The following is a 26287-nucleotide window of genomic DNA, read 5'->3' on the forward strand; positions in this document are numbered from 1 at the left end:
GGAAATTAAAAAGTTAGATGACTATTTATAAAAATATCTTTTTTTTATAAAATCTAAAGATGTACATATTGTAGGTACCAAAATTATAAGAGTAACAAAATCAAATACTGTACTAAATGAATTATAAATAAATGAGTATGCCACGGCATTATTAAATTCAAATTCGTATGATATTTCATCAGCAGATAAAGCATTAGGATTAAGTCAAAATAATATACCACTAATTGATCTACAAAAGTAAAAAATAATCATTGGTACTGTAACAAAATTAAATCATGATAAAGACCTTGTAAATTTATTTTCAATTTTATCTGAAGGTTTAAAGAAACAAGCAAGTGATATTAACGTTGTTGGTAATCAATAATCGAATAGAAATTGAACAAATGATAGAACATATGTTCCAGGATTAAGTAATGTCACAAATGAACATAAAATACATAATATAAATGATTTAGTGAAATTAAATATATAACAACCAAAAAACAACACTATATATTTAACTGAAATTGTAATAAAGAATGGAAATGGTGGTATAAGACCTGTTGTTAAAAAATCTACAATAAAAAATAGTGCTAACAAAATTGACATACTTAACATATCCATAATAGTTATATTAGGTTTTTTAAACTCATATTTATTAAACCTTAAAAATCTAAGGTAATAAATAATTAATTCTATATTCAGAGCAATTAAAGAAGCTACAAGGTTAGTTTTTGTATCGTTTTTATTATAAATAAAGTTTAAAACAGAGTTTATTGAAATAATTGCATAACTTATAATGATAACTGCAAAAATAAATACAACAATGCTTTTTTTTAATGTGGACATTTCTTCAAGAGAGGCTGTTCCATCATCAGCGTATACTTGTGTTTTTTTATTTATTACAGTGATAGACAATAATATCAATAAAAAAGTAAATAAAAAAAATCTAACGAAACTTAAGATGTAAGTAGATATTAATAAATAATTTTTTTTGAGTTTTACATTTTCTTCCATACCTATATAATATATAAAAAAATAAAAATTTTGGTAAAAATAAAAAAAATTATCCGAAGATAATATTTTTATGTTTTAGATTTTAGTCGTTTTTTTCTGTTTTTGTTTCTTTTTTATCTTTTTCAGTTTTTTCAACACTTTTAGTATTTTCAGGTTTTATTGGATCTGTTTTTTTAGTATTTTTGTTTAATTTTTCATAAACAGCTTCTTTGCTATTAGCTTCTTGAGTTGAATAGAATTTTTGTTGTGAAATTTCTTCAACATTAATTTTAACAATTCCACATGACTCTAAAAAGAATTTCGCTGTTGCTGAGTTTTTATTCATTTTTAATTTTCTATTTTTTCTAACTCCTTCTAAGAAGTTTAGGTAAACGTTATTTGAATCAACATCATTTACAACTTTTGTTATTTTGTCATAACTAACTTTATCTGATAAAGTATTGATTTTTGTTTCATCGAATATCATTCATAAATAGTGACTTCATATAAATATTACAAAGTAATATATTGCAATAAATAAATAACCCAACACCAATGTAGTTAATGCGATAACACTATCTGTAGAAATACTTACAATATCTAAATTAACAAAAACTAGAGAAATAGAAGAAAAGATTGTTGATAAAATAATGTCTAAAGTAATTAATGATATAGCTAATTTATTTAAATATTTTGGTTTATCTTTAACTTTTAAGTAATTAAATAAACTATAGTACATAAATAATGCTGGTAATCATAATACAAGAATAGCAATTGAATTAATTATATAAAATTGACTATTATTTTTAAAATCTACAAGTAAATTTAACATATTAGTTTCCTTTCAATTGTGCAGCAACTTCTGCTGCAAAATCTGATACTACTTTTTCTATTCCTTCACCAACTTCGAATCTAAACATATCTTTAATTGAAGATTTTTTTGATTTTAAGAAGTTTCCAACAGTTTGTTTTTCATCGATAACATATGATTGTTCTAATAATGTCACTTCTGCAATTTTTTTATTTAATTTTCCTTTTAAAATATTTTCTGCAACATTTGCTGGTTTTCCTGTTACATCTGTTGTTTCTTTAATTATATGCATTTCTGAATCTTTAAATTCTTGAGGAACTTCTGATGTTGATACATATTTAGGTGACATTGCAGCCACGTGCATACAAATATTGTAAGCATCATCTTTTGAGATCTCACCATCAAAATTAATTAAAACTGAAATTCTTTTATTAGAGTGATTATAAACTGCTAAATTGTTACCTTCAACACATGCTACTCTTCTTAAAGAAATTTTTTCTCCGATTGTAGCTGTTGCTTCAATACATGCTTCACTAATTTTTGAACCATTAGATAATTTCAAATCCAATGCTTCTTCTAAAGTAGAAACTTTAGAATTTAATATTACATTTGCAATTTCATCTATTAATTTTGTAAATTTTTCATTTTTAGAAACAAAGTCTGTTTCTGAATTAACTTCAATTACAATAGCTCTATTTGAATTTGCAACTGCTAATGCAACACCCTCTGCAGCAACTCTATCTGCTTTTTTAGCTGCTTTTGCAAGACCATTTTCTCTAAGTCAAACTACAGCTTCATCAATGTCTCCATTTGTAGCTTCAAGAGCTTTTTTACAATCCATCATTCCAGCTGAAGTCATTTCTCTTAACTTTTTAATTAAATCTGTTGTGACTGCCATTATTTTTCCTCCTTATTTGATTCTTTAATAACTTTATCATTTTCATTTGTTGAAGGTTCTGCACTTACTCTTGATTTATTTTCATAGTTATTTTGTCTATTGTAGTTATTATATTCTCTTGGTTTATTCTCTTCTTTTTTTTGTGCTACAAATTTAAGAGTTGTTGGTTGCATTTTAATACCAGCAGCATCTGCGTATACCTCAGCTATAAAATTAGTTATTAAATTTACAGATTCTTGTAAATCATCATTTGCAGGTATAACATAATCAACCATATCTGGATCAACGTTTGTGTCACAAATAGCAATAACTGGTATTCTTAGTTTTCTTGCTTCTTTAACTGCTATTTCATCAGTTTTTGGGTCAACTACAAACATTGCAGATGGTAATTTATGCATTTGTTTTATACCACCTAATAATCTTTCTAATTTTGCTTTTTCTTTTTTAATTAGAATTTGTTCTTTTTTAGGTCTTAAGTTAATTTTTCCTGTTTTTTCTTCATTTTCAATATCTCATAAAGCCTTAATTCTCAAAGATATTGTTTTCATATTTGTAAGTGTTCCACCTAATCATCTTGAATTAATGTAGAAATTTCCACTTCTTACTGCTGATTCTTTAATTGCTTGTTTTGCAGTTCTTTTAGTACCAACAAATATTATTTTTTCTTTTTTAATTGCGATTTGAGTTACTAATTTTTTTACGTCTTCAAGTCTTCAAATAGTTTGTTGTAAATCAATTATATGATTTTTGTTTTTTGAATTATAGATATAAGGCTTCATTTTTGGGTTTCATCTTTTTGTTTGATGACCATATTGAGCTCCTGAATCTCATAATTGTTCTCTTGTTAAATCTTTTATCATTTTTAAATTTCCTTTTCTTATTTTTTATTCGTTATTCTTCCAAAAGGTTCTAAAATTATCCACCTATATTCAAATTAGGCACTAGGATAATAAATTCCCAAATGTGATTGCATACCCTTTTTTATAAAAATATATACAACATATATAGTATATCATTATATATATTTATTTAAAGGTTAAAGTTTTTAAGTTTAATGATGTATTTTTTAGAATAAATATTTAATTATATTTTGATGTATTTGAAATAAATATAATAATAAAAAAGTACCTTATAATGTATAATTACACTTATAAGGAGTTATTAACCAAATGAAAAAAATTGAATATAATTTTAAACAAGAAAAAGAAGATAATATCAATTCATATTATGGTTTTATAGAAATATATTATGGTGAAAAGTTTTATTTTAAATACTTCGATTATACAAAAGGAGAAATCTTTAATAAAATAGAACCTTTAAACTATAGTCATAAAGGTTCTAAACTTGGTTGAGCATTTCAAAAAGCATTTGAAAAAAACACTACAATAATTTTACAAAATATTAATTATACAAAATATGAATTTTTTCAAGAAGATATATTGTTATCAAGTTTTTTTTATAATGAATTTAAAATCGTTATTTAGTTAATCACTGTACTCACTATAACATTTATAACTACAAAAATGTTTTTCTACATATTTATGCATTCATACATTATTTGGATTGTAACAAATATCTTTTTTACAGTTTTTGCATTTTAACTTATATTCCATAAATAATCTCCTAAATAATTTTAAACCTAAATTATATAGATTTATATGGTAAAAACAAGAGTGCTTGATTAATTTTATATAAATTTAATTATTTACTATTTTTAGGTATATCATAGTCTGAAAACACAACATCAAATGCAATGTCATTTCTAGATAAAGTTCAAAGATCTTTATTTGACTTGCTAACTATTTTATATTGAACATTTCTAAAAACTAATTTACAACTTCTATATTCAATTAATTTAGAGAGAGCTAAACCTGTGGGCTGTTCTCATTCTTGAAGTTCATTATTTGTATTTTCATTTCTCCTAAATGCATAAGTATATTTAGCATCCATAATTTTAATGTCTGCATTATCAAGTAATTCTTTATTTTTACCTAATGAATAGATTATTTTTTGCTCTAATAAATCAATTATAGGTTTAATTGATACTTTAGGGATTATCGCATTAATTTTTTCATTTACTATTGGTAAGGCTTTTTCTTTTAAAGTTCCACCTAAAGCTATTGCAAAATCTTTTACAAATTCTTTACCTTCAAGTTCTTTGACTCCATCAATTAATCCCTTCGCATCAATATCTTCAAAAAATTTTAAATCCATATCATTAGATATTATTAGGTCATCTAATTTGAAGTACCCATCTTTTTGTTTTGAGTAAAAATTTCTTATAATTGACTGAATGATATTTGATGGGGTAATTTGTATTAAATTTAGAACTTCACTTAAATTCTTATTATTTAATAAAGTTAATTTATCACCAACCAAACCTTTTATTATTCATTTTAAAGCTGAACTCATTTCAATATCATCAATATTTAATACAGCAGTCATTTTAATATAAAAATTCTTATCTTTTCTATTTTTATCATAACCTACAAGTGCATTATAACAGAGTATATCAATATTTGTTGTTGCACTTGAATAACTTAAACTTGCCTGATTTCTATCAAAATTTTGTCTGAAAATTTTAGTAATACTGTCATTTTCATCCATATCTTTTGTTAAATATTTTAATAAACTATATAACAAGTTATGACTTTCAGTAAAGTAACTTGGAGTTTTTGTATCAAAAATCATTTTAACAATCTCAACAACAAATGGTTCAATATTTCTTAAAATATCCATTATTGTTATACAATCTTTACCACTTTCATCGCCAATTTCTATATTAATCATATCTGAATTAAGTCCACTTAAATCAAGTCCTAATAATTCTAAAACATTTGTATTTAAAAGTTCTGATATTTTTATAGTAACCTCTTTATCTCCTAGAGGTAATTTAAAAGTATCATCAATCCCAAATGTTTTTAACAATTTTGATATAGAATCCATTAATTTTTCAAAATACTCTACAAAACTAGAGTCAAAATTTTTATAAGTTTCTTCATTATATTCTTCTAGACTTTTAAGATCTAAATTACCAATTTGGTTTATTTGATTTATTAGATCTTTTAACCCTGGTAATGCTGTTGCAAAACTATTCAAGGTTTTAACTAAATTAAATAAAACTCCGAATGATATTTTTCCAACAACTGGAACATTAAATAATTCAATGTCTAGTTGTTGAACTTGTCCGAAATTTGAATTTGCTAAACTGTCTTGATTTAATAGATTTATTATATTTCTATAAACTTCTAATATACTTGAAGTATAAACAAAGCTCTGAGTAGAAACTACTTGGTCATAATAAAATAAAGATATATCAAACTTACCTACTAACTGTTCAACTTTTTCATTAGTCATTGCACCTTGATTATAATTATCAAGCGATGGCATTGTAAAGTTATTATTATCTGATGCTTTGATTTTAAATATTTCAGTGTCCAAAGTTATTTCGCCACTTACTTTACTTATTAAATCCTTTTTAATTAGTTCAGAGTTTTGACTAACAATATCTAATTCGGTTATGTAAGTCTTTGATGTTAAATTATTAAAGTTATTTATGACCTCTTTTATACTTTGTGGTAGGTACTCTCCTCCATTATTACCATTAGGATTATCAAACAAGCTATCATAATCTGGTTTGCTATTAGTACATGATACTATAGTACCAATTGGTGTGACCACTAATGATAATGTTGAAAATAATGCAATGATTTTTTTCATTTAAAACTACTCCTTTGCTTGTTAATTGAATTATAGTATATAAGTTTATAAAAATATTTTTAAGTTATTGATCTCCTAATATTTTTGAAGGACTTATTTTTGATAATGATTTATAAGCAATAAACATTGATAGAAGATAGATTAATATAATTGTTAAGAATACAATTAATAACGGCTGGTAATTAAAGAAAAATGGAACTACGAATGATGAGTTTATCGATAATAGATTAAATAAGTAATGCAACATTCCAAAACAAGTACCAAATGCTATTCCAATACTTATCAAAACTGGTATAAAGTAAATCATAAACACTTGATTTATAATGTAATAATTTGTATACCCAAGAGTTTTCATTGTTGCAATAAATGAAGAGTTTTCATTAATCGTGTATATTGAACTTATAAAAATAATAATAAATGTCATTATAAATACAATACTCAAGACAACATATAGCAATAAGTTCAATAACTGACTAATTTTATTTAAAAAATCTTTTTGAACTTGCAAATCTTGAACTAAATTTGTATTGCTTTTTGCAAACCCATCTTTATATATGTTTGAACCTGATTCTTCGTCTTTTTGCTGCTGACCATACAATCCAATTGTGCTAAAGTCACCAAAATCTTGTGTTTTAGAAGAATTATATTTATTAGTGTTAAAACTATTAGAATCTTTTATATATTTGTAACTAAATATAGGATATTGATTTTTAAATATTTCATTTAACAGTGATGAAAAATGTTTATAACCTTTAGTATCTTCATAATCATTACCTAATTTCAAGAACATATCATTAAAATCATCATAGGGATTATTTGCATTTTCACTATTAAATTTATTGTTATGTCAACCAACCATTATTTGATCAAGATAGTCAACAAAATCCTCTCATTGCTCTTTACTAAATTTTCCAAGTAGTTCTTTATTGTTTAATTCTTTTAAATAGGTTCTACCATATCAATCATTCACAAAAAAATTGTTAAAGAAATATTTTTGTATTTTATCATAACCTAATAAATGATTTGCATTCTCGTTTGAAATTCATGCTTTTGGTTCTCCATAACTTTTTTGAATACCAACAATTACGAAATTTGAAGATATTTCATTTGTTTGAGCTAGAATCTCTGAATTTCAAGCAGCATTTTGTATTTGAGAAGCATTATTAATATTTTCTAAATTATTAACTGCAATATCATATTTTTTTTCACAAGAAGATTGTTCTTGGTTTTTGTCAACACAAAAATGTGCTACTTCAATTTTATCTTTTTCTGTTGATCATCCATTATTATAATTATCATATGAATAATAGTTCTTTTTATACTCAGAATTAAAAGATATATCTTGGCTTTTATGATTTTTGTTTAAACCCATTTTTACATTATCTATGTTGATTGTAGTAGATGAATTTTGTTCGCTTGTTGATGAATTATTTGTTAAAACTAATTCTTTTTTTGCAATTTTTATTTCATTTAAAGTACTACCTACGTTAATCCCAAATTTAGTAGCCAGTGAATTGTTAACAACTATTGGTATTTTATTTTCATATGATGAAGACACTTTTTTAAATAAATTTTCTTTTAAGTCATAGCCATAAGAATCGTATAAATCAATAAATGAAGTTGTTGGGTTTATTCCATATATTTTTAGATCATTGATTTTGTTATTTGTTTTATATGTTGCATTTAGCAGTGTTCCTAATTCTTCATTTGTTTTATCATATGGCACTATATTATATGAAAAATTATAATCTTTATTTTCTAAAAATGCGTTTTTAATATTTGTTTGTGCATCAACTGACTCATGAGAATAAAATGATTGTATTATACTTTCCCCAAGTTTATTTGAAAAGTTTATTCAATATCAAATAATTATATTTGAGTTTAATATTTTTAAATCTTGGTTATTTAATTTATCTACATCAATATTCCTTACGTCTTGATCATTATAAGATAATTTATTTTTTGAAAAATAGTTTTTAAAGTTATCAATAGATGAACTAAAACTTGAAGCAAATTCATATTTATTAATAACTGATAATGGATTAGGTGTTTCATACTGTTCATTATAAATATCATTTGTACTTGAGAAAATTAATTTATCGTAGTTAATCAACTTTAAATTTTTTTCATTTAAATTAAAATCATTGTCAAAATAATAATCATTACTTAATCTAATACCATTATCATACTTAATGTAGAACTCTTGAAGAGTTTTAAATATATTTTTAGAAGTTTGTTCATCACTCAAACCACCGCTTGAAAAATTATTATTGTTCAATATGTGTTTTTCTAATTGATAAAGTAAAATATTGTAATCAGATCACTGGTTTAATATATTTTCAACAACTTTATACTCAGTGGTTTTTTTTGTTAAATTATTAAAGTCAATTTTATTAATCATATTTAAATATTTTGTTGAAAAGTTTTTTCAATTCGAATAACCTAATTTTGAAATTTCTTTAATTAATTTTTTTTCATCATCATTATTTTTTGTGTTTGTTATTTTAGGTATATTATAAGAATAATAATTTTTACTAATATCATTTGAGATTAAATCAGTTAGTATTTTATTAACATCATAAGACATTGTTCCATCAGATGCTAATGAAGTTGGGGAAGCAGTGTAGTAATCTGCTTGTCCATCTAGTCCTTCGCTATAGTCATTTATAACTTTATCATCTGAAAACTCATAATCATCTTTTTTATTTGAGTTATATGTTTTTAAAAATGACATTGGGTTATTTGAAATTGGTTGATTGTATTCTACAACGTTATTATATCCAATACCATCAAAAGAACTTTTTTTATTATCATCGATCACAAAAGGAACTATTGTTAAAAAAGAAAGCAAAGATGAAGAAATGAATATAATCAATGTTGATGTCATAACTTTCTTAAATGAGCTTGCAAATAAGGCTGAATGTAATTTAACACCAAATCTTGACTTACTATATATTTTTTTATATGCATTTAAAACAACTGAAACTTTTGTATCAGAAACTCCATTAAGTAATTTAGAAGCGTCTTTTCTAATATAAAATATTGTATTTAGCTTGCAAATGATAAAAAATGTTAAAGTAAATAATGATATTATTGCAATCGCATATATTCATAAAGATGATATTCAACCAAGACTAAAGTTTAAATAATTAGTAATACCAGATAATATAAAACTTTGAAGAAAGAAAGTGAATACATAACCTACAACAACTGCCGCAAAAACAATAAGGGTTGGTAAAATTCAAAAGAAATTTGATAATTCAGAATTTTTACATCCAAGAGCTTTAAAAGTACCAAGTTTTTTTTCTGACTCTTTCAATTCTCTTTTTATTAATTGAGTAACAATAAAAATAATTATGAAAACAAATATGAAAACAAATAAGTAAGAAACAAATTTAAAGATAAAGAAAACATTATTGTATATACTTAATCTTGAAAAGTTTTTATAAGTAGAATCATTTACAGAATAAAAAAACTTTTTATTTTTTGGGTTTATATTACCAAAACGTATAAATTCCTTATTTAAAGAAGTTAATAATGGTGAACTGTAATTAGAATTATTTTTAAATTTTCCAGAAAAATAAACTTCTCTTTCACTTGCAGAAGATGAATTTAATACTGATTTTGATGGATCATAACTATATAAAGAAAAGTTTCTTGATATTCTTGATTTTGTCAAACCAAAAACTTCAGGTGAAACATAAGCATTCATTTCTGTTTTAATATTTGGTATTGGGTTTTCAGCATTTCTATATGAATAAAAGAAATCAATAGAAGTACCTAATCCAATTACTTGAAATCAACTTTGATCAGAATATTTAGAGTTTTTAATACCATTTTTTTCATCATTTATATCATTAGGTTCGTTACCAAAACCAATATCTTTTACATCATTTTTTACTAGTAAGTTTTCACCATATTTATCTGATGTCAATCTAACAATATCATTTAATTTTATACCGTTTTTATTTGCAAAGTTTGCTTGCAATACAACTTGATGAACTGATTCTTCGATATTTTTACTAAATGGGTTTTGACTATCATTCACATTATCATAAGTTATAAGTTTATCTACATCTTTAACCTCATTTTCACTTATATCACCATTGATATTGGTTTCAGTGTTTATGATTCCGGTCTTTGCAATAACTCTGGTGCTAATTTTATTATCATTAAATGTTATATTATTAAAAACTCTAGCTTCAGTTCTTGATCAATTAAAATAATTATCTCCTATAATTTCATTATTTTGATCATCATAAAACTTACCCTTTCTTGATAATGTATTAACTAAATATTGTTGATATAGATCATTATTAGAATAATCTAATATATTTTCTCCACCGACCAATTCTTTTTCATTAAAAGAAATTCTGTCATTTGGATCAATATCAATTACAAAATCTCTTAAAACAGAATCATTTGATAATTTATTAAAATTGCTATCGACTCTTTGATAAAACAATGAAAGCACAAAACACAATACTGAAGCAATAAATACTAAAAGTCATATAAAAAAAACAGAAGCATAGCTTTTTGACATCTGTTTTATTCCTGATTTAATTATCAATCAGTTTAGACTACTAACTTTATTTTCTTTATCAGAAACCTTCGTCTTTTTTACTTTGTTTTTATCTTTCACAAAAAACACCTACTCTATTGAAACTTTTTGAATATTAAATTCATAAGATGTATCAAATTGATCACATGTACTATAGTCATTCATTCTATTTGTAACTTCAAATGCAAAAGAAATATTTTGATTATCATTATTTACCGAACCTTTGGTTATGCTCATTTTAATAGTTGAAGACAATTTTAATGTAGATCTATTATTACATTGACTCCAAAAGTTTCTTGAACGATAACTAATTTCCATATCTTTGAACTCATTATTTGTATTTACATCAGTTGAATAAGATTGATTTGAACCTAAGTTATTAATTTCAGATAAAGGAACTTCTACTAATGTTGAGTTATATCCCCCCATATAATCACCAATTTTTCCTTGATATCCAGTAGATTTGAATTTTTTCAATGTAATTTTAGCGTATAGTTTTAATTTACTATCGTTATTATAGTTGTATGCATCCTTGATTGAAAAAGGAATTGTGTAATCAAATTTAAATCTTTGAGCTCCATTTGTATCAGTATAATTATGAGACAAAGTCGCTTCTTCAATTATTGAATTTGTTCTTGCAACCATTCCATCGACATCTGTATTTTCTGTGCCATATATTGACATGTTTTTACCATTATTATTAAAGTCTGTATTAAAAATTATTTTAGTATTACCAAAATATCTTAAAGAGTCAGTTTTAGAATTGACATCGACTGAATCATATGTCAAATTAACTAATTCAAAATTTTCTAAGTCAAAAGGAATATTGTTATTGTACATTGAAATTCTATCAATAATTTCTTGTTTTGTAGTCCAATAAAATTTTCCTATATTATTAGTTTTAATTACTTCTTTAACTTCTTTACGTCTAACTTTGAAATTTGGTTTAACAGAACCTTTATACCCATTAATTTTAACTTCAAATCTTGAGTTTACATCTCTATCTGTAATTGTAAAATTGTCATGTTTTATACTATTTTTATCTATTTCAAATAAACTATCGTCTTTTATATTGTTAAGAATTGGGTTTTTATTTTTAATTGCAGTTATTAATTGTTTTATTGGCTCATTTTTGTCCCAATTTTCAATCGGATCAAGATTTAAATTTGTAATAATTCCATCAACATTTTCACATTGATAAGTTATTTTAATATCTTGTGTTAATCCTGAGCTTAAGGTAAAAGCTGCATTTCTAAGTTTTAGATCTTTAACGTTTAATTGAATTTTTTTGTTGTTATCTAGGTATTTTTGTAATAACGGATTTTTATTTAATATTTGTTTTTGAAGTTCATCTTCAGTTATTGAATTTATTAAACCTAAATCAGTTTCAGTTACTAATCCATTTAAATTATTAACACTGAAATTTACAATTGATGTATTATCATTAAAATTTTCTTCATTTAATTGAACTTTTGCATTATTATAATTTATTTCATTACTTAAAACATCTATTTTTTCAACTTCTTTTTCAATTAATTTATAATTATCATTAGACTCGTTAGACACTTCAATTCTTGAAATTATTTGCTCTTTATCAATTTTTGCAACATCACCAATGTATCTGTTTAATATTAGACCGTCTAGATTTGATAATTTATATTGAATCATCAAATCAGAAGATGAAGTTCTTAAATTTGATTGTATATTTTTTTTATTTAAAGAAAGTTCATTTAATGAACCATATCCAATTGAGAAATATGATTCAATATCAATGTTTCTCAATTTCGGATTTATATTTTTAAATTTTTTGAATACATTTACATCATCTAATTTATCAATTGTACCAATATCTGTTTTATCAACCATCTTTGATATATCTGTCAATAAATATTTAACATCAATATACCCAATAAAACCTTCGAGTTTAATTCTTGCACCAGTTATTTTTGTAAGACTTACATAAACATCGTTCACTGACAAGTTAGCTATTTTACTATCGCTTTTATTTAACTCAAGAAACTTTTCGCTTATTATTTGAGTTGACAACATATCAAAATCGCCTAAATCACTTTTTAAACTATTTTTAAGTTTATTTAAATCATAAAAACCCTGGTTATTTTCATCTAAATTATTATTATTATGAGTTGTATTTGGTTGTCTATTGATTTGATTTTTATTAAAGGAATTTATAATTCAAAATAAAGGCAGAACTAGTATTGCGAAACTCAACATTATAGAAGTTGATAAAAAAATTAATTTTTTCACAATTTTACCTCCAACCTTACTTAACTTTAATATACTACAATTAGTTTAGTAACTTTTATGAAATCTTAATATAAAAATAGTTTTAAATTATAAAAATATTTTAATAATAATCTAATATCATTAACAAAACAAAACAACCACTTTATTTAAGTGGTTGTTTTGTTTTATAATAATTTGTTGATTTTATTGATGTGGAGCAAATGGGTCAACAACAGGACCTGTGTTAGGTTCAACTCTTTCGCTTGCTTTTTTATCAGCACTATAGTGATCACTATTTTGAAGTTTCAATCCATCAATCATATCTTTTGTTTCTGCAATTTCTTCATAAAAATCAATTAAGAATCAATCATAGAATTTTGCAGTTACATAATCTTCAAATTCATTTGCATGTTTATAGTAATTTGAAGTCATTTCAGCAAATTTTTCTCTGTGGGTTTTATAAACTTCCAAAACTTCTATAATTGTTTTGCAATTATTTTTATCAGCTGTAAAATTGGTTATTTCGAAGTCTTGATCTCTATCTAATAAATAATTTATAATTCTTCTTTGATGCAAAAACTCATCTTGTGCTTGCACTTGAAAGAAGTGTGCAAATCCGTTATAACCTAGCTTTGCGCAAACATTACTTAAGTCAAAGCAAAAATACTGCATTTTTGCATGTTCCACTATGTAATTTTCTAAATCTTTTTTAATTTCTTTATTCATACCTTTTTTCCTCCTTGGTAATAAATTATATTAATACAAAAAAAACTATTTTACAATAGTTTTTTTATTTTTTTTCTCTAAATGACATTATAGTATCATAGGCATTATTAATTTCTGCCATTTTCTCTTTTGCATTTTTAGCTTTATTTCTATCAGGATGATACTCTTTTGCTAACTTTCTATAGTTTTTTTTAATAGTTTGATCATCATCTGAGGGCTTTGAATTCAAAACCTTATATGCTTCTATAAGTTTATTTTGTTCATCTGCAAAATAATTGTTATTATAATCTCGCTTTTGATAATTAGAGCTATTTCAAGATTGCTGATTATTATTTGAGTTAATGTATTTACTGTAATTAAATGATTCTTTTAATTGACTTGTAATTTTTTTTAAATCTTCACAAAAATCAATAAATCATTGATCTGTTGATGAATTAATATCATTAAATTTTATATCATTCTCTGAATACTTTTTATAATTATTTATTAAAGCATAAACAATTTTATCTATGAATATTTCATTATATATTTTTAATGTTTCATTAGTGAACTCTTTATAAAAAAGTAAAAAGTCTTCTTCAGGAATTTTAATTTTATTATCAAATGAAATGATTTCTAAAAAGGAAAATAAATCATATTCACAATTTGTCCAAAATTTATAAAATACATCTTGTTTTTTAAGCAAATCGCTTACAAGATTCTGATTTTTTAATTTTTTAACTGACTTGTTAAAATTTGTTATAAATGGAAACTTTATTATTTGTTCTTTTGTGTCAATATTTTCAATTTTTATTGTGAAGGCATTGTTTTTTATATATTTTTTTTTGAATGAGTTTAATTTTGAAGATAAGTTTTTATTATTAAATCTAAAATATATTATCAATCCTAACAAGATAATAAAAATTACAAATACTAATAAATATATATAAATATTATAGTTTAACATGTTATCTCCTTTATATAAAAAAAATACCTATACAAGGTATTAATTATTGTTTTGGTAAAACACTAACTTTAGTTCTATTTTTTCCAAATCTTTGATATTTAACAATACCTGATACCAACGCAAATAATGTGTCATCTCCACCTCTACCTACATTAATACCTGGATGAATTTTAGTTCCTCTTTGTCTAAAAATTATTGAACCTGCATTAGCAAATTGACCATCAGATTTTTTTGCACCTAAACGTTTTGATTCTGAGTCTCTACCGTTTTTTGTTGAACCTACTCCTTTTTTAGAAGCAAAGAATTGTAAACCTAATAAAAATTTCATATTACTCACCTACCTTTTTTAAAATAAAATTTTTTGGATATTGTACAAAAACAGTCTCTAGTTGTATATATAAAAATTCCATAATTTTATTAATTTCATTACAACTATTGATGATATTAACACTTATTTTATTTTCTTCAACATTAATTTTAACATTTTTATTATACAATATGTCAAAAGCATTTAAAGAACCACTAACGATAGCTGTTACTGCGGAACATACAATGTCTTTATTATAATTGTCATAATTTGCATGTCCTTTTACAAAAAAACTTTTTACACATTTATCTTTATAATAAAATTCAGAAACTATCATAACTACTTATCTTCTTTTTTTGGTTTTGCTGTTGTTGATTTTGCAGCTGTTGTTTTAGTAGCAGCAGGTTTTGCTGTTGTTGATTTTGCAGCTGTTGTTTTAGTAGCAGCAGGTTTTGCTGTTGTTGATTTTGCAGCTGTTGTTTTAGTAGCAGCAGGTTTTGCTGTTGTTGATTTTGCAGCTGTTGTTTTAGTAGCAGCAGGTTTTGCTGTTGTTGATGTTAATTTAGGTTCTGAATTTTCAATTTTATTTTCTTGAACTTTTGCTGGTTTTGGTTTATTTGATAAAACACCAGTTAATGAAAGTTCGTCAATTTTTACTTTTGTGTATGGTTGTCTATGACCATATACTTTATTAACATTTTTCTTTGGATGATATCTTATAACTCTAAGTTTTTTTTCTTTTCCTTGTTTAACTATTGTTCCTGAAACAACAGCGTTTTTAATTAAAGGATTTCCAAAAGTTGAATCCATCATCAAAACTTCTTTGAAAAGAACTTGTTCTCCTTCGTTTAAATTTAGTTTTTCAACATAAATTTCATCTCCAGGTTGAACTTTTAGTTGTTTACCACCTGTTTTAATAATTGCAAACATTATTTATACCTCCGAATAGACTCGCCTTGCATGTGAATATTAAATATTTCTTAAAACATACAAAAGAGCGGTTGAAACTACAACCTAATTAATTTTACATTATTTTTCATATATTTTATATAATTTCTTAAATTTAACTAAAATATGCTTCCTCAACTTGTTTTTGGTGGTTGAGCCTTAGATTCATTGGATTTTGTTCTATCAAATGATAAGCTATTGCTACCTATTTTCATATCAAACTTATCTACGTTATTTATTACTTTGCCAGCTAAAATTGATGTTGATATTGAACCGATTGTATCATTAATTGCAGTTGATAATGATTTAATAATATTAGCTATACCATCAAGAAAAGCACCACTTAATCCAGCTCCACCAACAACTTCTCTTTTTTGATCAATATTAAGTTTAGTCATAATGTCACCTCCAAATAGAGTATCGACATATTATTTATTTTTATATATAAATTCAGACAATTTATTCTTATTTATATTATATTTTTTGCTTAAGTTTTTTATTATATCTTTGTTACTAATCGAATTATTTTTCATTGCTTTTATTTCAGAATCCAATTTATTCAAATTAAAACTAAACTCTTCATTTGAAGAGATTGATTCGATTAAAATACAAAATTCACCTTTTTTTACAAATTCATCCGAATTTATAAATTGACATACTTCACTTAAAGTTCCATAAACAAACTGCTCATTAATTTTTGATATTTCTCTCCCAATTATAATTTTTGTAGATTCAGGTATTTGCAATAATAAAGAATTTAGTCTTTCAACTACCCTATGAACTGATTCATAAAAACAAACTACACCTTTACTTTTTTTTAGTTCGTTAATCAATTCACTATTTTCAGTTTTATTTTGTAAAAATCCCAAAAATGTATTAGAGTAAGCTATAAGACCGCTTACTATTAAAACATGTATATATGCAGGACCTGCATTTATTGGTGTGATATTTACATTAATATTATTTTCAACAATTTTATTAACTAGATACATTCCTGGATCACAAATACAAGGTACACCAGCATCACTAATCAATGCAATTTTATTGTTAGTTCTTAGATCTTCTTGAAATGATTCAAATGATTCTATTTCATTAAATTTATGTACTGCTTTTAATGGCTTTTTAATTTCTAAATGATTTAACAACTTTATACTAACTCTTTTATCCTCACAATATATTAAATCCACTTCTTTTAAAATTTTAACAACCCTAAATGAAATATCTTTTAGATTACCAATTGGCGTACCTATTAAATATAAAGTTTTATTATCATTTTTATATGTATTTTGAATTCTTAACATAAATCTCCTAAATAAAAAAACCTATTAATAGGTTTATATTATTTTATATCTTTGATTAAAATTTTATAAGGTTCTTTCAGTTCTCTAACTTCACAAATATCATTTATACTTTTACCTAACATCGCCTTAGCTAGGGGTGATTCATTAGATATTTTAGATTCAAAGGGGTCCGCTTCAATAACACCAACAATTTTTAGAGTCATTTCTTTTTTAGTTTTATGATTTGCAAAAGTAACAGTGCTTCCTACTTTAATTTCTTTATTTACTGAATTTGTATTATCAATAATTTTTGCTTTTGAAAGCATTGTTTCAATTTCTTTTATTCTTGCTTCTACTTCTGCTTGTCTATTTCTAGCAGCATCATAATCAGCATTTTCAGACAAGTCACCTTGTGCTCTAGCTTCTACTAACTCTTCAATTACTTGTGGTCTTATAACATTAATCAAATTTGAAAGTTCTTTTTCTAATTCATCTCTACCTTCTGAGGTTAAAATTATATCTTTATCGGTCATATTTACTCCTTTTACTAACTATGTAATTATACAATTATTTTATTTTTTTTTCTTATTTTTTAAAAAGTTTAATAGATTAGTATACGTTTTTTCATTTTTAATGAACTGTTTTAGTTCTTTTTCTTCTAGATTATAAAAATCTTCTCTGTTATTAAATGTGTTGTTAATCTTTTCTATAATTTTAGGCCCAATGCCTTTTACTAATGTTAGTTCATCCTTAGTTGTGCCTTTTAGTTTCCTTTTTCTAAATCCCGAAATTGCGAATCTATGGACCCTATCTTGAATTTTTTCTAAAAACAAAAAGGTTTCATCTGACTTATCTAAATTAACTTTTTGCATATCAAAATTCAATATATATTCAGTTTTATGCTTATCATTTTTTACCAATCCAATAATTGGTATTTGTAAATCTAATAAATCCAGTTGTGTTCTAGCTGCATTAACTTGTATTTTACCTCCATCCATAATAATTAAATCGGGTAAATTTTCAGGTTTATTTAAGTCTTTTTGATATCTTCTATATATCATGTTCTGCATTCTATGATAATCATCTGGTTCATCGATATCTATATTAAATTTTCTAAAATCATTAAAACTTGGTTCTCCATTTTTAAATACAACCATTGCACCAGTAACAAATTCATCCAATATATTCGCAACATCAAACATTTCAATATGATAAGGATAGCTGGGTAGATTTAGTATGTCTTGTAATTTATTTAGTAATTCTTCATTCACAATTGATTTTTGATTTTTATATTTTAGTTTTTCAATTAAGAATTCTTTTGCATTTTGTGTAACTAATTCAATTAGTTTGGTACCTAAATTATCTTGATTTTTTGCCAACTTTTCTTTAAATATTAAATATAAACTATCTCGTTTTATTTCATTAGGAAGTATTATTAAATCTGGCATCATGTTTTTTTGATATACTTGCATAACAAAACTTTCAAATAATTCTTGTAAATTCTCTATGTCACTTTCAAACACCATGCTGTCTTTTGAAATTAATTTACCATTTCTATAAAAAAGAACGGCAAAAGAGATATAACTTTCTTCAAAGTAAAAACCGAATATATCTTTGTTGAAGTCCTCGCTTAAATCAACAAATTGATCAATAGTTGTAAAGTTTAAATGAGAAATTATTTCTTTTAATCTTTGAGCTTCTTCAAATTGTAAATTATTTGCAGCTTGCTGCATTTTACCTTTTAAAAGTATTTTTAATTCTTCAGCACCTTGGTTAAATACTTTTTTAATATTATTAATTTGTTCTAAATAATATGATTGTGGAACTTCTTTAAAACAAGCACCAGAACATTGTCCAATATGAAAGTTTATGCAAGGTTTTCCAAGATTACCTTTACATCTTCTTAATGGATAGACTCTTTCAAGTGTTTTTAATATATTTCTTGCACTAGAGCCATCAGGCAAAGGACCAAAAGAAATTTTGCTTTTATTATCATAGTTTCTTGTATAAATATAGGTAGGGTCTTTTTCATTAGTAATTGCAATATAAGGATATTTTTTATCATCATTAAGAACAACATTATATCTTGGTTTATATTTTTTAATTAGATTTTGTTCTAACAACAATGCTTCTTTTTCGTTTACTGTAACAATTGTTTTTAGATCCTTAATTTCTCTGACAAGTTTAGTTGTTTTATAATTGTGTGCTTTATTGAAATAACTTGATACTCTTTTTTTTATATTTTTTGCTTTACCAACATAAATTACTTTATTATTTGTATTGTAATAAATATAACAACCTGGTTTTTCAGGCAAATTTTTTATAATTTCTCTCATTAAAACACCTCATTTAAATAAAAGTTAAAAATAAATCAGAACTTCTGATTTATTAATAAATATCTTCATTTTTAATATAAACTTCTCTTGGTTTTGCACCGTTTTGAGGTCCAATAACACCACACATTTCAAGTTCATCAATTATTTTTGCAGCCCTATTGTAACCAATACTAAATCTACGTTGTAATAAACTTGTTGAAGCTCTTTGTTCTTTAACGACAAATGCTTTAATTTCATTAAACATTGGATCTTTTTGCATTGATTGAGTATTTGCATAACTATTATTTTCTTCTTCTAAACTTAAGAACTCATCATCAAATAATTGTTGTTGTTGAGATTTACAATGAAGAACAAGTTTTTCAATTTCATTATCACTTATGAAAGCTCCTTGAGCTCTAGTTAACAAATTACTTCCAGGTGCCATGTATAATAAGTCACCTTTACCAATTAGTTTTTCTGCTCCCATTGAATCAAGAATTGTTCTAGAATCAATTGAAGAAGTTACTGAAAATGCAATTCTTGTTGGGATATTTGATTTAATAACTCCTGTTATAACATCAGTTGAAGGTCTTTGGGTTGCGACTATTAAATGAATTCCAGCAGCTCTTGCCATTTGAGTTAATCTCATTATTGAATCTTCTACATCTTTTTTGTTTGCAGTCATCATCAAGTCGGCAAGTTCATCTATTATTATTACATAGTATGGTAGTTTATTTTCAGTTTTAGATTGTTTTGAATTATAACCGTCAATATTTTTAGTTCCTTCACTTGTAAATAAAGCGTATCTTCTTTCCATTTCACTAATAACTTTTTTCAAAGCATTATTTGCAAGATTCATATCACTTATTACTGGAGCTAAAAGATGAGGAATTGAAGAATAAATTGATAATTCAACTTTTTTAGGGTCTATCATTAAAAATTTAACTTCATGTGGTTTTGATCTCATCAAAAATGAACAAATAATACCATTTATCATAACTGATTTTCCACTACCAGTTGAACCAGCAACAAGTAAATGTGGCATTTTATCAAGTTCACCAAATAATAAATCCCCAGTTACAGTTTTACCAATTGCAAATAATATTTTTGAGTTAATTTTCTGAATTGGTGCTTTTTCAATAACACTTCTTAAACCAACCAACATTGTTGCTTCATTTGGTACTTCTAGTCCAACCGCTGGTTTTCCTTGAATTGGTGCTTCAATTCTCAAGTTTTGACTTGCCAACGCAAGTTTTAAATCATTTTCTAATCCAATAATTGAATTTACTTTTGTACCAGATGAAGGTGTTATTTCAAATTTAGTTACACTTGGACCAATGTTTATATTCGAAACTTTTGCACTAACTCCAAATTGTGTAAATGTTTCTTCTATTAATTTAGCTTTTTGATTTGCATAGTCTCTCAAAACATCATATTCTTTTTCATTTTGAGTATCTTTATTTAAGATATCAAATTGTGGAAGTCTGTAAGATTCATTAACATACATTTTTTTATTAGTTGCTTTTCTTTTATCTACTTCCATTTGTCTAACTGGTGTACCATCATAATTGTAAATTCCACCAACTATAGTTCTAGCAAAAGAATCTTGAATTGGTGAAGTGTAATCATAATATCTATCATTGTGTTTTTTTTGAACTTGTTCTTCTTTTGCGTCATTTATATATTGGTCCAATGTTATTTGACCTGTATTATATTTAGTTTCATCTATTGATTTACTTTTACTTACTTTTTTAAGTTCATTTGCCAGTTCAACAGTTTGTCCATTGCCTCCAAACGGAGTTATTTTTGATTCTAAATCAAATTTTTTTCTTGCAACTTCGTCATATTTGTTTGTGGGTCTATTTTTATTTCTATTTTGAGTTAATAAACTATTATCTTTTATTATTGGTTCATCAAAATCATTATAATTTTCTTCAACACCAAAATTGTAATCATTATAATTTTGATTGTTTAAATTATTGTTTTGATAGTTTTGATTATTGTTAATTGGATTATGGAAGTTGTCATCAACACCATAATCTTGAACTGAGTTCATTCCCCTATTTGATTCATAATATTCATGGTTATCAAAATGATTAAAATTATTATTTTCGTTATTTATAAACTCATAATTATTTAACTCTGAAAAATCTCCTTTGTAGAAGTTTTCATTTGTTGAATCATATATGTGTATCTTTTTTTGTTTATTGAAACTAGGAAGTTCAATTGTTATATCTGATTCCTTAATTGAAGACAATACCATTTTTTCATCAAAAGTTATATCATCTTCAACATCAATTAATGTAAATATATTTTTATAACCTTTATTTTTGCTTTTTCTGTGTTCTTTACTTTTTGAAGGATCAATTTTTCTAAGTGATAAAATTCTGAGACGATTTGTTTTTCTTTTACTTTTAGGCTTAAGCACATAGAATGGATCTCCTGTAAATATTCAAAGAGAGTTAATAAAAAATAAAAATAAAGCAGCTATGAATGAACCATAAATTGTTAAATATGAAAATACTCCACATAAAAGAGTACCTATAATTCCGCCTCCAGCTCAAACGGTAAAGTAACTTTCTGGCCTTGCAATAATAAAGTTATGTTCGGTATTTCATAATGAGTTTATAAACCAGTTATTTGTATAAGATTTAATTGAATCTAAAAAAATTGAATCTGTTCAATAATTTTTAACAACAAATGAATCTGATTCTTTTGCATAAGCTACAATAAAAATAATTGAAGATATCAGTCAACAAAGCATTATAAAGGTTGTAGCAATCATTGCTAAAAATCTTTTTTTGGCTTTGAATTTTATTCCAAAGTATATTGAAAAAGCAATAATAAAATTTAATAGATATAAAAAGTATTTAAATCATCCAAAAGGGAACGTAAAAATAACATCATCAAGAAATTGTCCAACAATTGTAATTCTTCCTAATGATATTGTGTTTAAAAAAAACAATATTAAAGCACTTATTATCCAAGATACTGAATCACTACGTCTTTGCTTTTTTTGCAAAGAAAAGGCAACGGTTCTATCTGAATCCTGGTTGTTATTATTAAGATTTTCCATTTGATCACCCATAATCGCCCTTTAAAATATTTTAATACATTTCACTACAATTTTACAACATTAACAATTTATTAACTTAATTGTTGTTACTTTTTTGTCTAATTTTTGGTTCATAAACAGTATTTGGTAGTTCGTTTATCATTACCAATATAATTGGTTGCTTACCAGTTTCTTGTTTAATAACACTTCTAACTTTTGAAACTATGTCCTTTTTAATTTGGTTTAAATCGAAGCTTTCAGGTTTTAGTGTTCATTCTTCTTTTGCCCTATTTAAAATGTCCACTATTTGCTTCTGCATCAATTTAAAAATTGGGTTATCGTCTACAATGTAAACAACACCTCTCATTTGTATATCAATCAAAGAACATAACTCTTTATTCTTTTCTAATATATTTGCACCAATTATAACAGCACCATCAGTTGCTAATTGTTTACGTTCATTTAAAACTATTGCTCCAATATCTCCAGCACCAATTCCATCAACAAAAATATCGGCATTTTTAATTTTTTGATTGGCTACCACTAATTTACCATCTGGGAATATTTTTAATACTTGACCATTTTTTATTAATTCAATGTTTTCTGGTTTAACCCCAGCTTCTATAGCAGCCTTTTCAGCTGATAAAAAGTCTTTATGTAATCCTTTAACAGGTATAAATGCTTTTGGTTTCATTATTCTAGTCATAAGTTTAATATCTTCATAACTAGCTCTCATTGTTCAAATATTTCTATCTGAAAGAGATATTAATTTTGCATTAGTTCTTGCTAATTCATCTAATATTTCAGCATGTCTTTTTTCTACACCAGCTGATGGAGGTGTTGCTAATATAATTGTGTCATTTTCAGTAAATTCAATTACCTCGTCATTACCAGCAGCAATTTTTGCTAATCTAGAATATAACAAATCACCTGCCCCAGTTATTAATAAAATCCCATCAGAAGATTTCATAAATTCTTCAACTGAAATTATGTCTTTATCATAAAACTGAAGACTTTCTTGAATTGTCTTAGACTCTATTACTTTTGATATTGTTTTTCCATATATTGCAATTTTTCTATCTGTTTGTTTTGCTTGATTTATTATTTCAAATAGTTTAAAAACATCTTCTTCAAACAAACAAAGTACAAGTCTTTTCTTTTTATCTTTCATAGGTCCTGAAATATATTTTTCAATTCTATGATTTGGGACAGTGTATCCGATTCTAGAAGCATATTCTGAGTCACTAATTAAAGCCAAAACTCCTTTTTTTGAAATATCTGTTAAATGGTTCATGTCAGTTGAAAAATATGATTGCTCATTACCATCCATTATGTAATCACCTGCATATACAATACTTCCTGAATTGGTGTGAATTGCAAATCCAAATGATTCTGGAAACATTGAAGTAGTTCTAAATATTTCAACGGTTAAATCTTTACCGAATTTAAGAATATCTTTATCCTTAATAATTTTAAAATTATTTTCTCTATTTTTTATTCTATATTTTAAGTTTCTATATTTTAAAACTATTGTTGTTAATTCATTACAATATACCGGAACATCAATATCTCTTAGTATATAACTAATTGATCCAGCATTACTTGAACTTGGATTAGATATAAAAATACCTTTTATTTTCTTAATGTTTTCTTTTAAAAAATCAAAATTTGGAATTACTACATCAATTCCTAAAACACTTCTTTCTGGAAAGCGCATTCCAGAATCGAATATAAAAAATTGGTCATCTATACTAACTATAAATAAATTTTTACCTCTTTCGTCTTGGCCCCCTAAAGCCATAAATTTAATTTCTGCCATTTTTTCTCCTATCTCTACTTTTTTGTTAACATTTATTTACTTTAAAAAAATTAAAAATATTAATTAGATATTAAAACCAATTAATAACATAAATAAATATAAAAGCCCAATTAATATTTATTATACACTTTAAAAAATATAAAATTAATATATAAGGAGCAAAAATATGATTTCACCAAAAGATTACTTTAGAGTTAAAAACGATGTTATAACATTTGACGTAAGAACAAAAACTGAATATGAAATGTTGCCTCATTTTGATTGAGCAATAAATATTGAGTTTACTGAATTTATAAGCAATTACTTAGAATATATTAAAAAATATAACCCAGAAAATAAACTTATTGTTACAGTTTGTAATGCAGGTAACAGAAGCGGACAGGCTGCTGATTTTTTAAGAGAACACGGTATAGATGCATTAACACTTGAGGGAGGAATTTATAACTATAATAGAAAAATTAAGTAGTTTCTTTTTCTAATTGTTTTTTAAGTTTATTTAAAAATAAATTTATATTAAAACCCTTTACACTCATAACTATATAATTTTCTTCAATTTGATGCTTTATATTAAAAGATAATAATTTTTTCTTACTAACTAAATTTACAGATATTAAATAAACTTTATCTTTATCAACTTTATCAATATTTTCTAATCCACCTAGAGCGTTTAAAATATTTTTATATGTAAATGCTTTTTCATTATTTTCTAGTTTATACTTCTCATTTTTAATCCATTTATATTTTCTTAAATTTAAGTGAATAATTAGAGAAATTAAAAAAATAAGAAAGATAACCGAAAATATTGTCAGCACTGTTATAAGCATTAGTTTATTCCTTCTTTATCTTTTATGAAGATATCTCTTAATATTTCTATATCATTTTTTAAATCTTCATTTAAGCATGATATTACTTTTATTATGTTTTTTGAAAGTTTTATAGTGATTCTTTTATCAATTATTTCATGTTCTGTTGTATCGATTATCATAGACTCTTTTGAATTACTTTCTAAAACTAAATTTAATTCAAAATCTTTATCTAATATTAATGGTGAGTTTAAAGATCTAAATTTATTTGTACTAACAGGGGTGAGTTCTTGCATTTGATAAATTCCACTATTACGAGGTAGTATAACTGCACCTCTTGCTGATTTCATATAACCTGTGCTTCCATTCGAAGTTGAAACAACTATTCCAGTTCCATGAAATCTTTCTAAAAAGTTATTATTTATACTAATTTCAATATATATGGGTCTTTTTTCATTCAATATTTTTAGTTCATTTACAGTTAATAGTGTTTTATTATTATTTAAGACTTCTAACATTTCAAATTTTTGCACTAAATATTTATTATTTTCAATTAAATCAAGAGTTAATTCAAGTTCATTAATTCTATTCTTATTTGTGTAAAACCCTATTCCACCCAATTTAAAGGGAACAAAATTAATTTTTTCTATTATATTTTTATAACGTGATACCGCTTTAAGAAAAGTTCCGTCACCACCAAAAATGAAAACAAATTCAGGGTTTTCTTCATTTTTTATTCAGCCTCTTTTATTTAATTCTTCTTCAAACTCTTTTATTTTTGTGGCTGTTTCATTATAATCATTTTTAATTAAGTTGTATAGTCTCATTGTGAAATCCTTTTATTAATTAATTTTACTCATTTTTAAATTAAAAATAAAT

The 26287-nt window shown here is 24.6% G+C and carries 22 protein-coding genes, 1 pseudogene and 1 other annotated feature; of the genes and pseudogenes, 2 read left to right on the top strand and 21 right to left on the bottom strand.

Features of this window, described 5'->3' with window-relative positions:
* Positions 1-21: 21 nt before the first annotated feature.
* From SLITO_RS04435 to rpsB, 4 genes are all read right to left on the bottom strand, one after another.
* Positions 22-996 carry an energy-coupled thiamine transporter ThiT gene (locus SLITO_RS04435; RefSeq protein ID WP_075058561.1) on the bottom strand — a complete coding sequence of 325 codons (975 nt, stop codon included), beginning with the start codon at positions 994-996 and terminating at the stop codon, positions 22-24.
* A gap of 82 nt (positions 997-1078) precedes the next feature.
* The gene (locus SLITO_RS04440) at positions 1079-1807 is read right to left on the bottom strand and encodes a hypothetical protein (RefSeq protein ID WP_075058562.1); all 729 of its coding nucleotides are present in this window, start codon (positions 1805-1807) and stop codon (positions 1079-1081) included.
* A gap of 1 nt (position 1808) precedes the next feature.
* Positions 1809-2684, bottom strand: coding sequence for a translation elongation factor Ts (tsf, locus tag SLITO_RS04445; RefSeq protein WP_075058563.1), 876 nt, complete (start codon positions 2682-2684; stop codon positions 1809-1811).
* Positions 2684-3544, bottom strand: a complete 861-nt coding sequence (rpsB, locus tag SLITO_RS04450; RefSeq protein ID WP_075058564.1) for a 30S ribosomal protein S2 — start codon at positions 3542-3544, stop codon at positions 2684-2686. The genes tsf and rpsB overlap by 1 nt, the downstream gene beginning before the upstream one ends.
* A 309-nt stretch (positions 3545-3853) precedes the next feature.
* Here rpsB and SLITO_RS04455 point away from each other — a divergent pair, with 309 nt between their 5' ends.
* Positions 3854-4168: a hypothetical protein gene (locus SLITO_RS04455; protein ID WP_075058565.1), complete on the top strand. Its 315-nt coding sequence runs from the start codon at positions 3854-3856 to the stop codon at positions 4166-4168.
* Here the strand turns inward: SLITO_RS04455 and SLITO_RS06185 are convergent, their stop codons facing one another.
* The 15 genes and pseudogenes from SLITO_RS06185 to SLITO_RS04525 form a co-directional block, all read right to left on the bottom strand.
* Entirely contained in the window at positions 4169-4297 is a 129-nt protein-coding gene (locus SLITO_RS06185) for a hypothetical protein (protein WP_268794769.1), read from the bottom strand.
* Between the two features lie 88 nt (positions 4298-4385).
* Positions 4386-6404 (bottom strand): hypothetical protein, encoded by a 2019-nt coding sequence (locus SLITO_RS04460; RefSeq protein ID WP_075058566.1) that lies wholly within the window; start codon positions 6402-6404, stop codon positions 4386-4388.
* Between the two features lie 64 nt (positions 6405-6468).
* The gene (locus SLITO_RS04465; protein WP_075058567.1) at positions 6469-11046 is read right to left on the bottom strand and encodes an ABC transporter permease; all 4578 of its coding nucleotides are present in this window, start codon (positions 11044-11046) and stop codon (positions 6469-6471) included.
* Positions 11047-11055: 9 nt separating this feature from the next.
* Entirely contained in the window at positions 11056-13230 is a 2175-nt protein-coding gene (locus SLITO_RS04470) for a hypothetical protein (protein WP_075058568.1), read from the bottom strand.
* 183 nt (positions 13231-13413) lie between these two features.
* Positions 13414-13935 (bottom strand): ferritin-like domain-containing protein, encoded by a 522-nt coding sequence (locus SLITO_RS04475; RefSeq protein WP_075058569.1) that lies wholly within the window; start codon positions 13933-13935, stop codon positions 13414-13416.
* 64 nt (positions 13936-13999) lie between these two features.
* A complete protein-coding gene (locus SLITO_RS05880) occupies positions 14000-14881 on the bottom strand; it encodes a J domain-containing protein (protein ID WP_083433380.1) in 882 nt (293 codons plus the stop codon).
* Positions 14882-14924: 43 nt separating this feature from the next.
* The gene (rpmA, locus tag SLITO_RS04485) at positions 14925-15209 is read right to left on the bottom strand and encodes a 50S ribosomal protein L27 (protein WP_075058570.1); all 285 of its coding nucleotides are present in this window, start codon (positions 15207-15209) and stop codon (positions 14925-14927) included.
* Between the two features lies 1 nt (position 15210).
* Complete coding sequence (locus SLITO_RS04490; protein ID WP_075058571.1) at positions 15211-15525, bottom strand: ribosomal-processing cysteine protease Prp; 315 nt, start codon at positions 15523-15525, stop codon at positions 15211-15213.
* A gap of 299 nt (positions 15526-15824) precedes the next feature.
* A pseudogene (gene rplU, locus SLITO_RS06135) lies at positions 15825-16118 on the bottom strand (50S ribosomal protein L21); the annotation flags it as partial.
* 7 nt (positions 16119-16125) lie between these two features.
* Positions 16126-16201: a sequence feature (ribosomal protein L21 leader region), on the bottom strand.
* A 54-nt stretch (positions 16202-16255) separates the two neighbouring features.
* Positions 16256-16534: a hypothetical protein gene (locus tag SLITO_RS04500; RefSeq protein ID WP_075058573.1), complete on the bottom strand. Its 279-nt coding sequence runs from the start codon at positions 16532-16534 to the stop codon at positions 16256-16258.
* Between the two features lie 30 nt (positions 16535-16564).
* Positions 16565-17437 carry a 16S rRNA (cytidine(1402)-2'-O)-methyltransferase gene (gene rsmI, locus SLITO_RS04505; protein WP_083433381.1) on the bottom strand — a complete coding sequence of 291 codons (873 nt, stop codon included), beginning with the start codon at positions 17435-17437 and terminating at the stop codon, positions 16565-16567.
* A 38-nt stretch (positions 17438-17475) separates the two neighbouring features.
* The gene (gene greA, locus SLITO_RS04510) at positions 17476-17949 is read right to left on the bottom strand and encodes a transcription elongation factor GreA (RefSeq protein WP_075058574.1); all 474 of its coding nucleotides are present in this window, start codon (positions 17947-17949) and stop codon (positions 17476-17478) included.
* A 39-nt stretch (positions 17950-17988) separates the two neighbouring features.
* Positions 17989-19752, bottom strand: a complete 1764-nt coding sequence (gene uvrC, locus SLITO_RS04515) for an excinuclease ABC subunit UvrC (RefSeq protein WP_075058575.1) — start codon at positions 19750-19752, stop codon at positions 17989-17991.
* Between the two features lie 52 nt (positions 19753-19804).
* Positions 19805-22807 carry a DNA translocase FtsK gene (locus tag SLITO_RS04520; protein WP_158500656.1) on the bottom strand — a complete coding sequence of 1001 codons (3003 nt, stop codon included), beginning with the start codon at positions 22805-22807 and terminating at the stop codon, positions 19805-19807.
* A 76-nt stretch (positions 22808-22883) separates the two neighbouring features.
* Complete coding sequence (locus SLITO_RS04525; RefSeq protein ID WP_075058577.1) at positions 22884-24605, bottom strand: ribonuclease J; 1722 nt, start codon at positions 24603-24605, stop codon at positions 22884-22886.
* A gap of 166 nt (positions 24606-24771) precedes the next feature.
* On the opposite strand from SLITO_RS04525, the gene SLITO_RS04530 reads away from it, so the two are divergent.
* Entirely contained in the window at positions 24772-25071 is a 300-nt protein-coding gene (locus SLITO_RS04530) for a rhodanese-like domain-containing protein (RefSeq protein WP_075058578.1), read from the top strand.
* Here SLITO_RS04530 and SLITO_RS04535 read toward each other — a convergent pair.
* Entirely contained in the window at positions 25064-25429 is a 366-nt protein-coding gene (locus SLITO_RS04535; RefSeq protein WP_075058579.1) for a hypothetical protein, read from the bottom strand. The two genes, SLITO_RS04530 and SLITO_RS04535, sit on opposite strands and share 8 nt — an antisense overlap.
* Positions 25429-26235: an NAD(+)/NADH kinase gene (locus SLITO_RS04540; RefSeq protein ID WP_075058580.1), complete on the bottom strand. Its 807-nt coding sequence runs from the start codon at positions 26233-26235 to the stop codon at positions 25429-25431. The genes SLITO_RS04535 and SLITO_RS04540 overlap by 1 nt, the downstream gene beginning before the upstream one ends.
* Positions 26236-26287: the final 52 nt, after the last annotated feature.

Origin of the sequence: Spiroplasma litorale (assembly GCF_001267155.1) — a bacterium.
Taxonomy (GTDB): domain Bacteria; phylum Bacillota_I; class Bacilli_A; order Mycoplasmatales; family Mycoplasmataceae; genus Spiroplasma_A; species Spiroplasma_A litorale.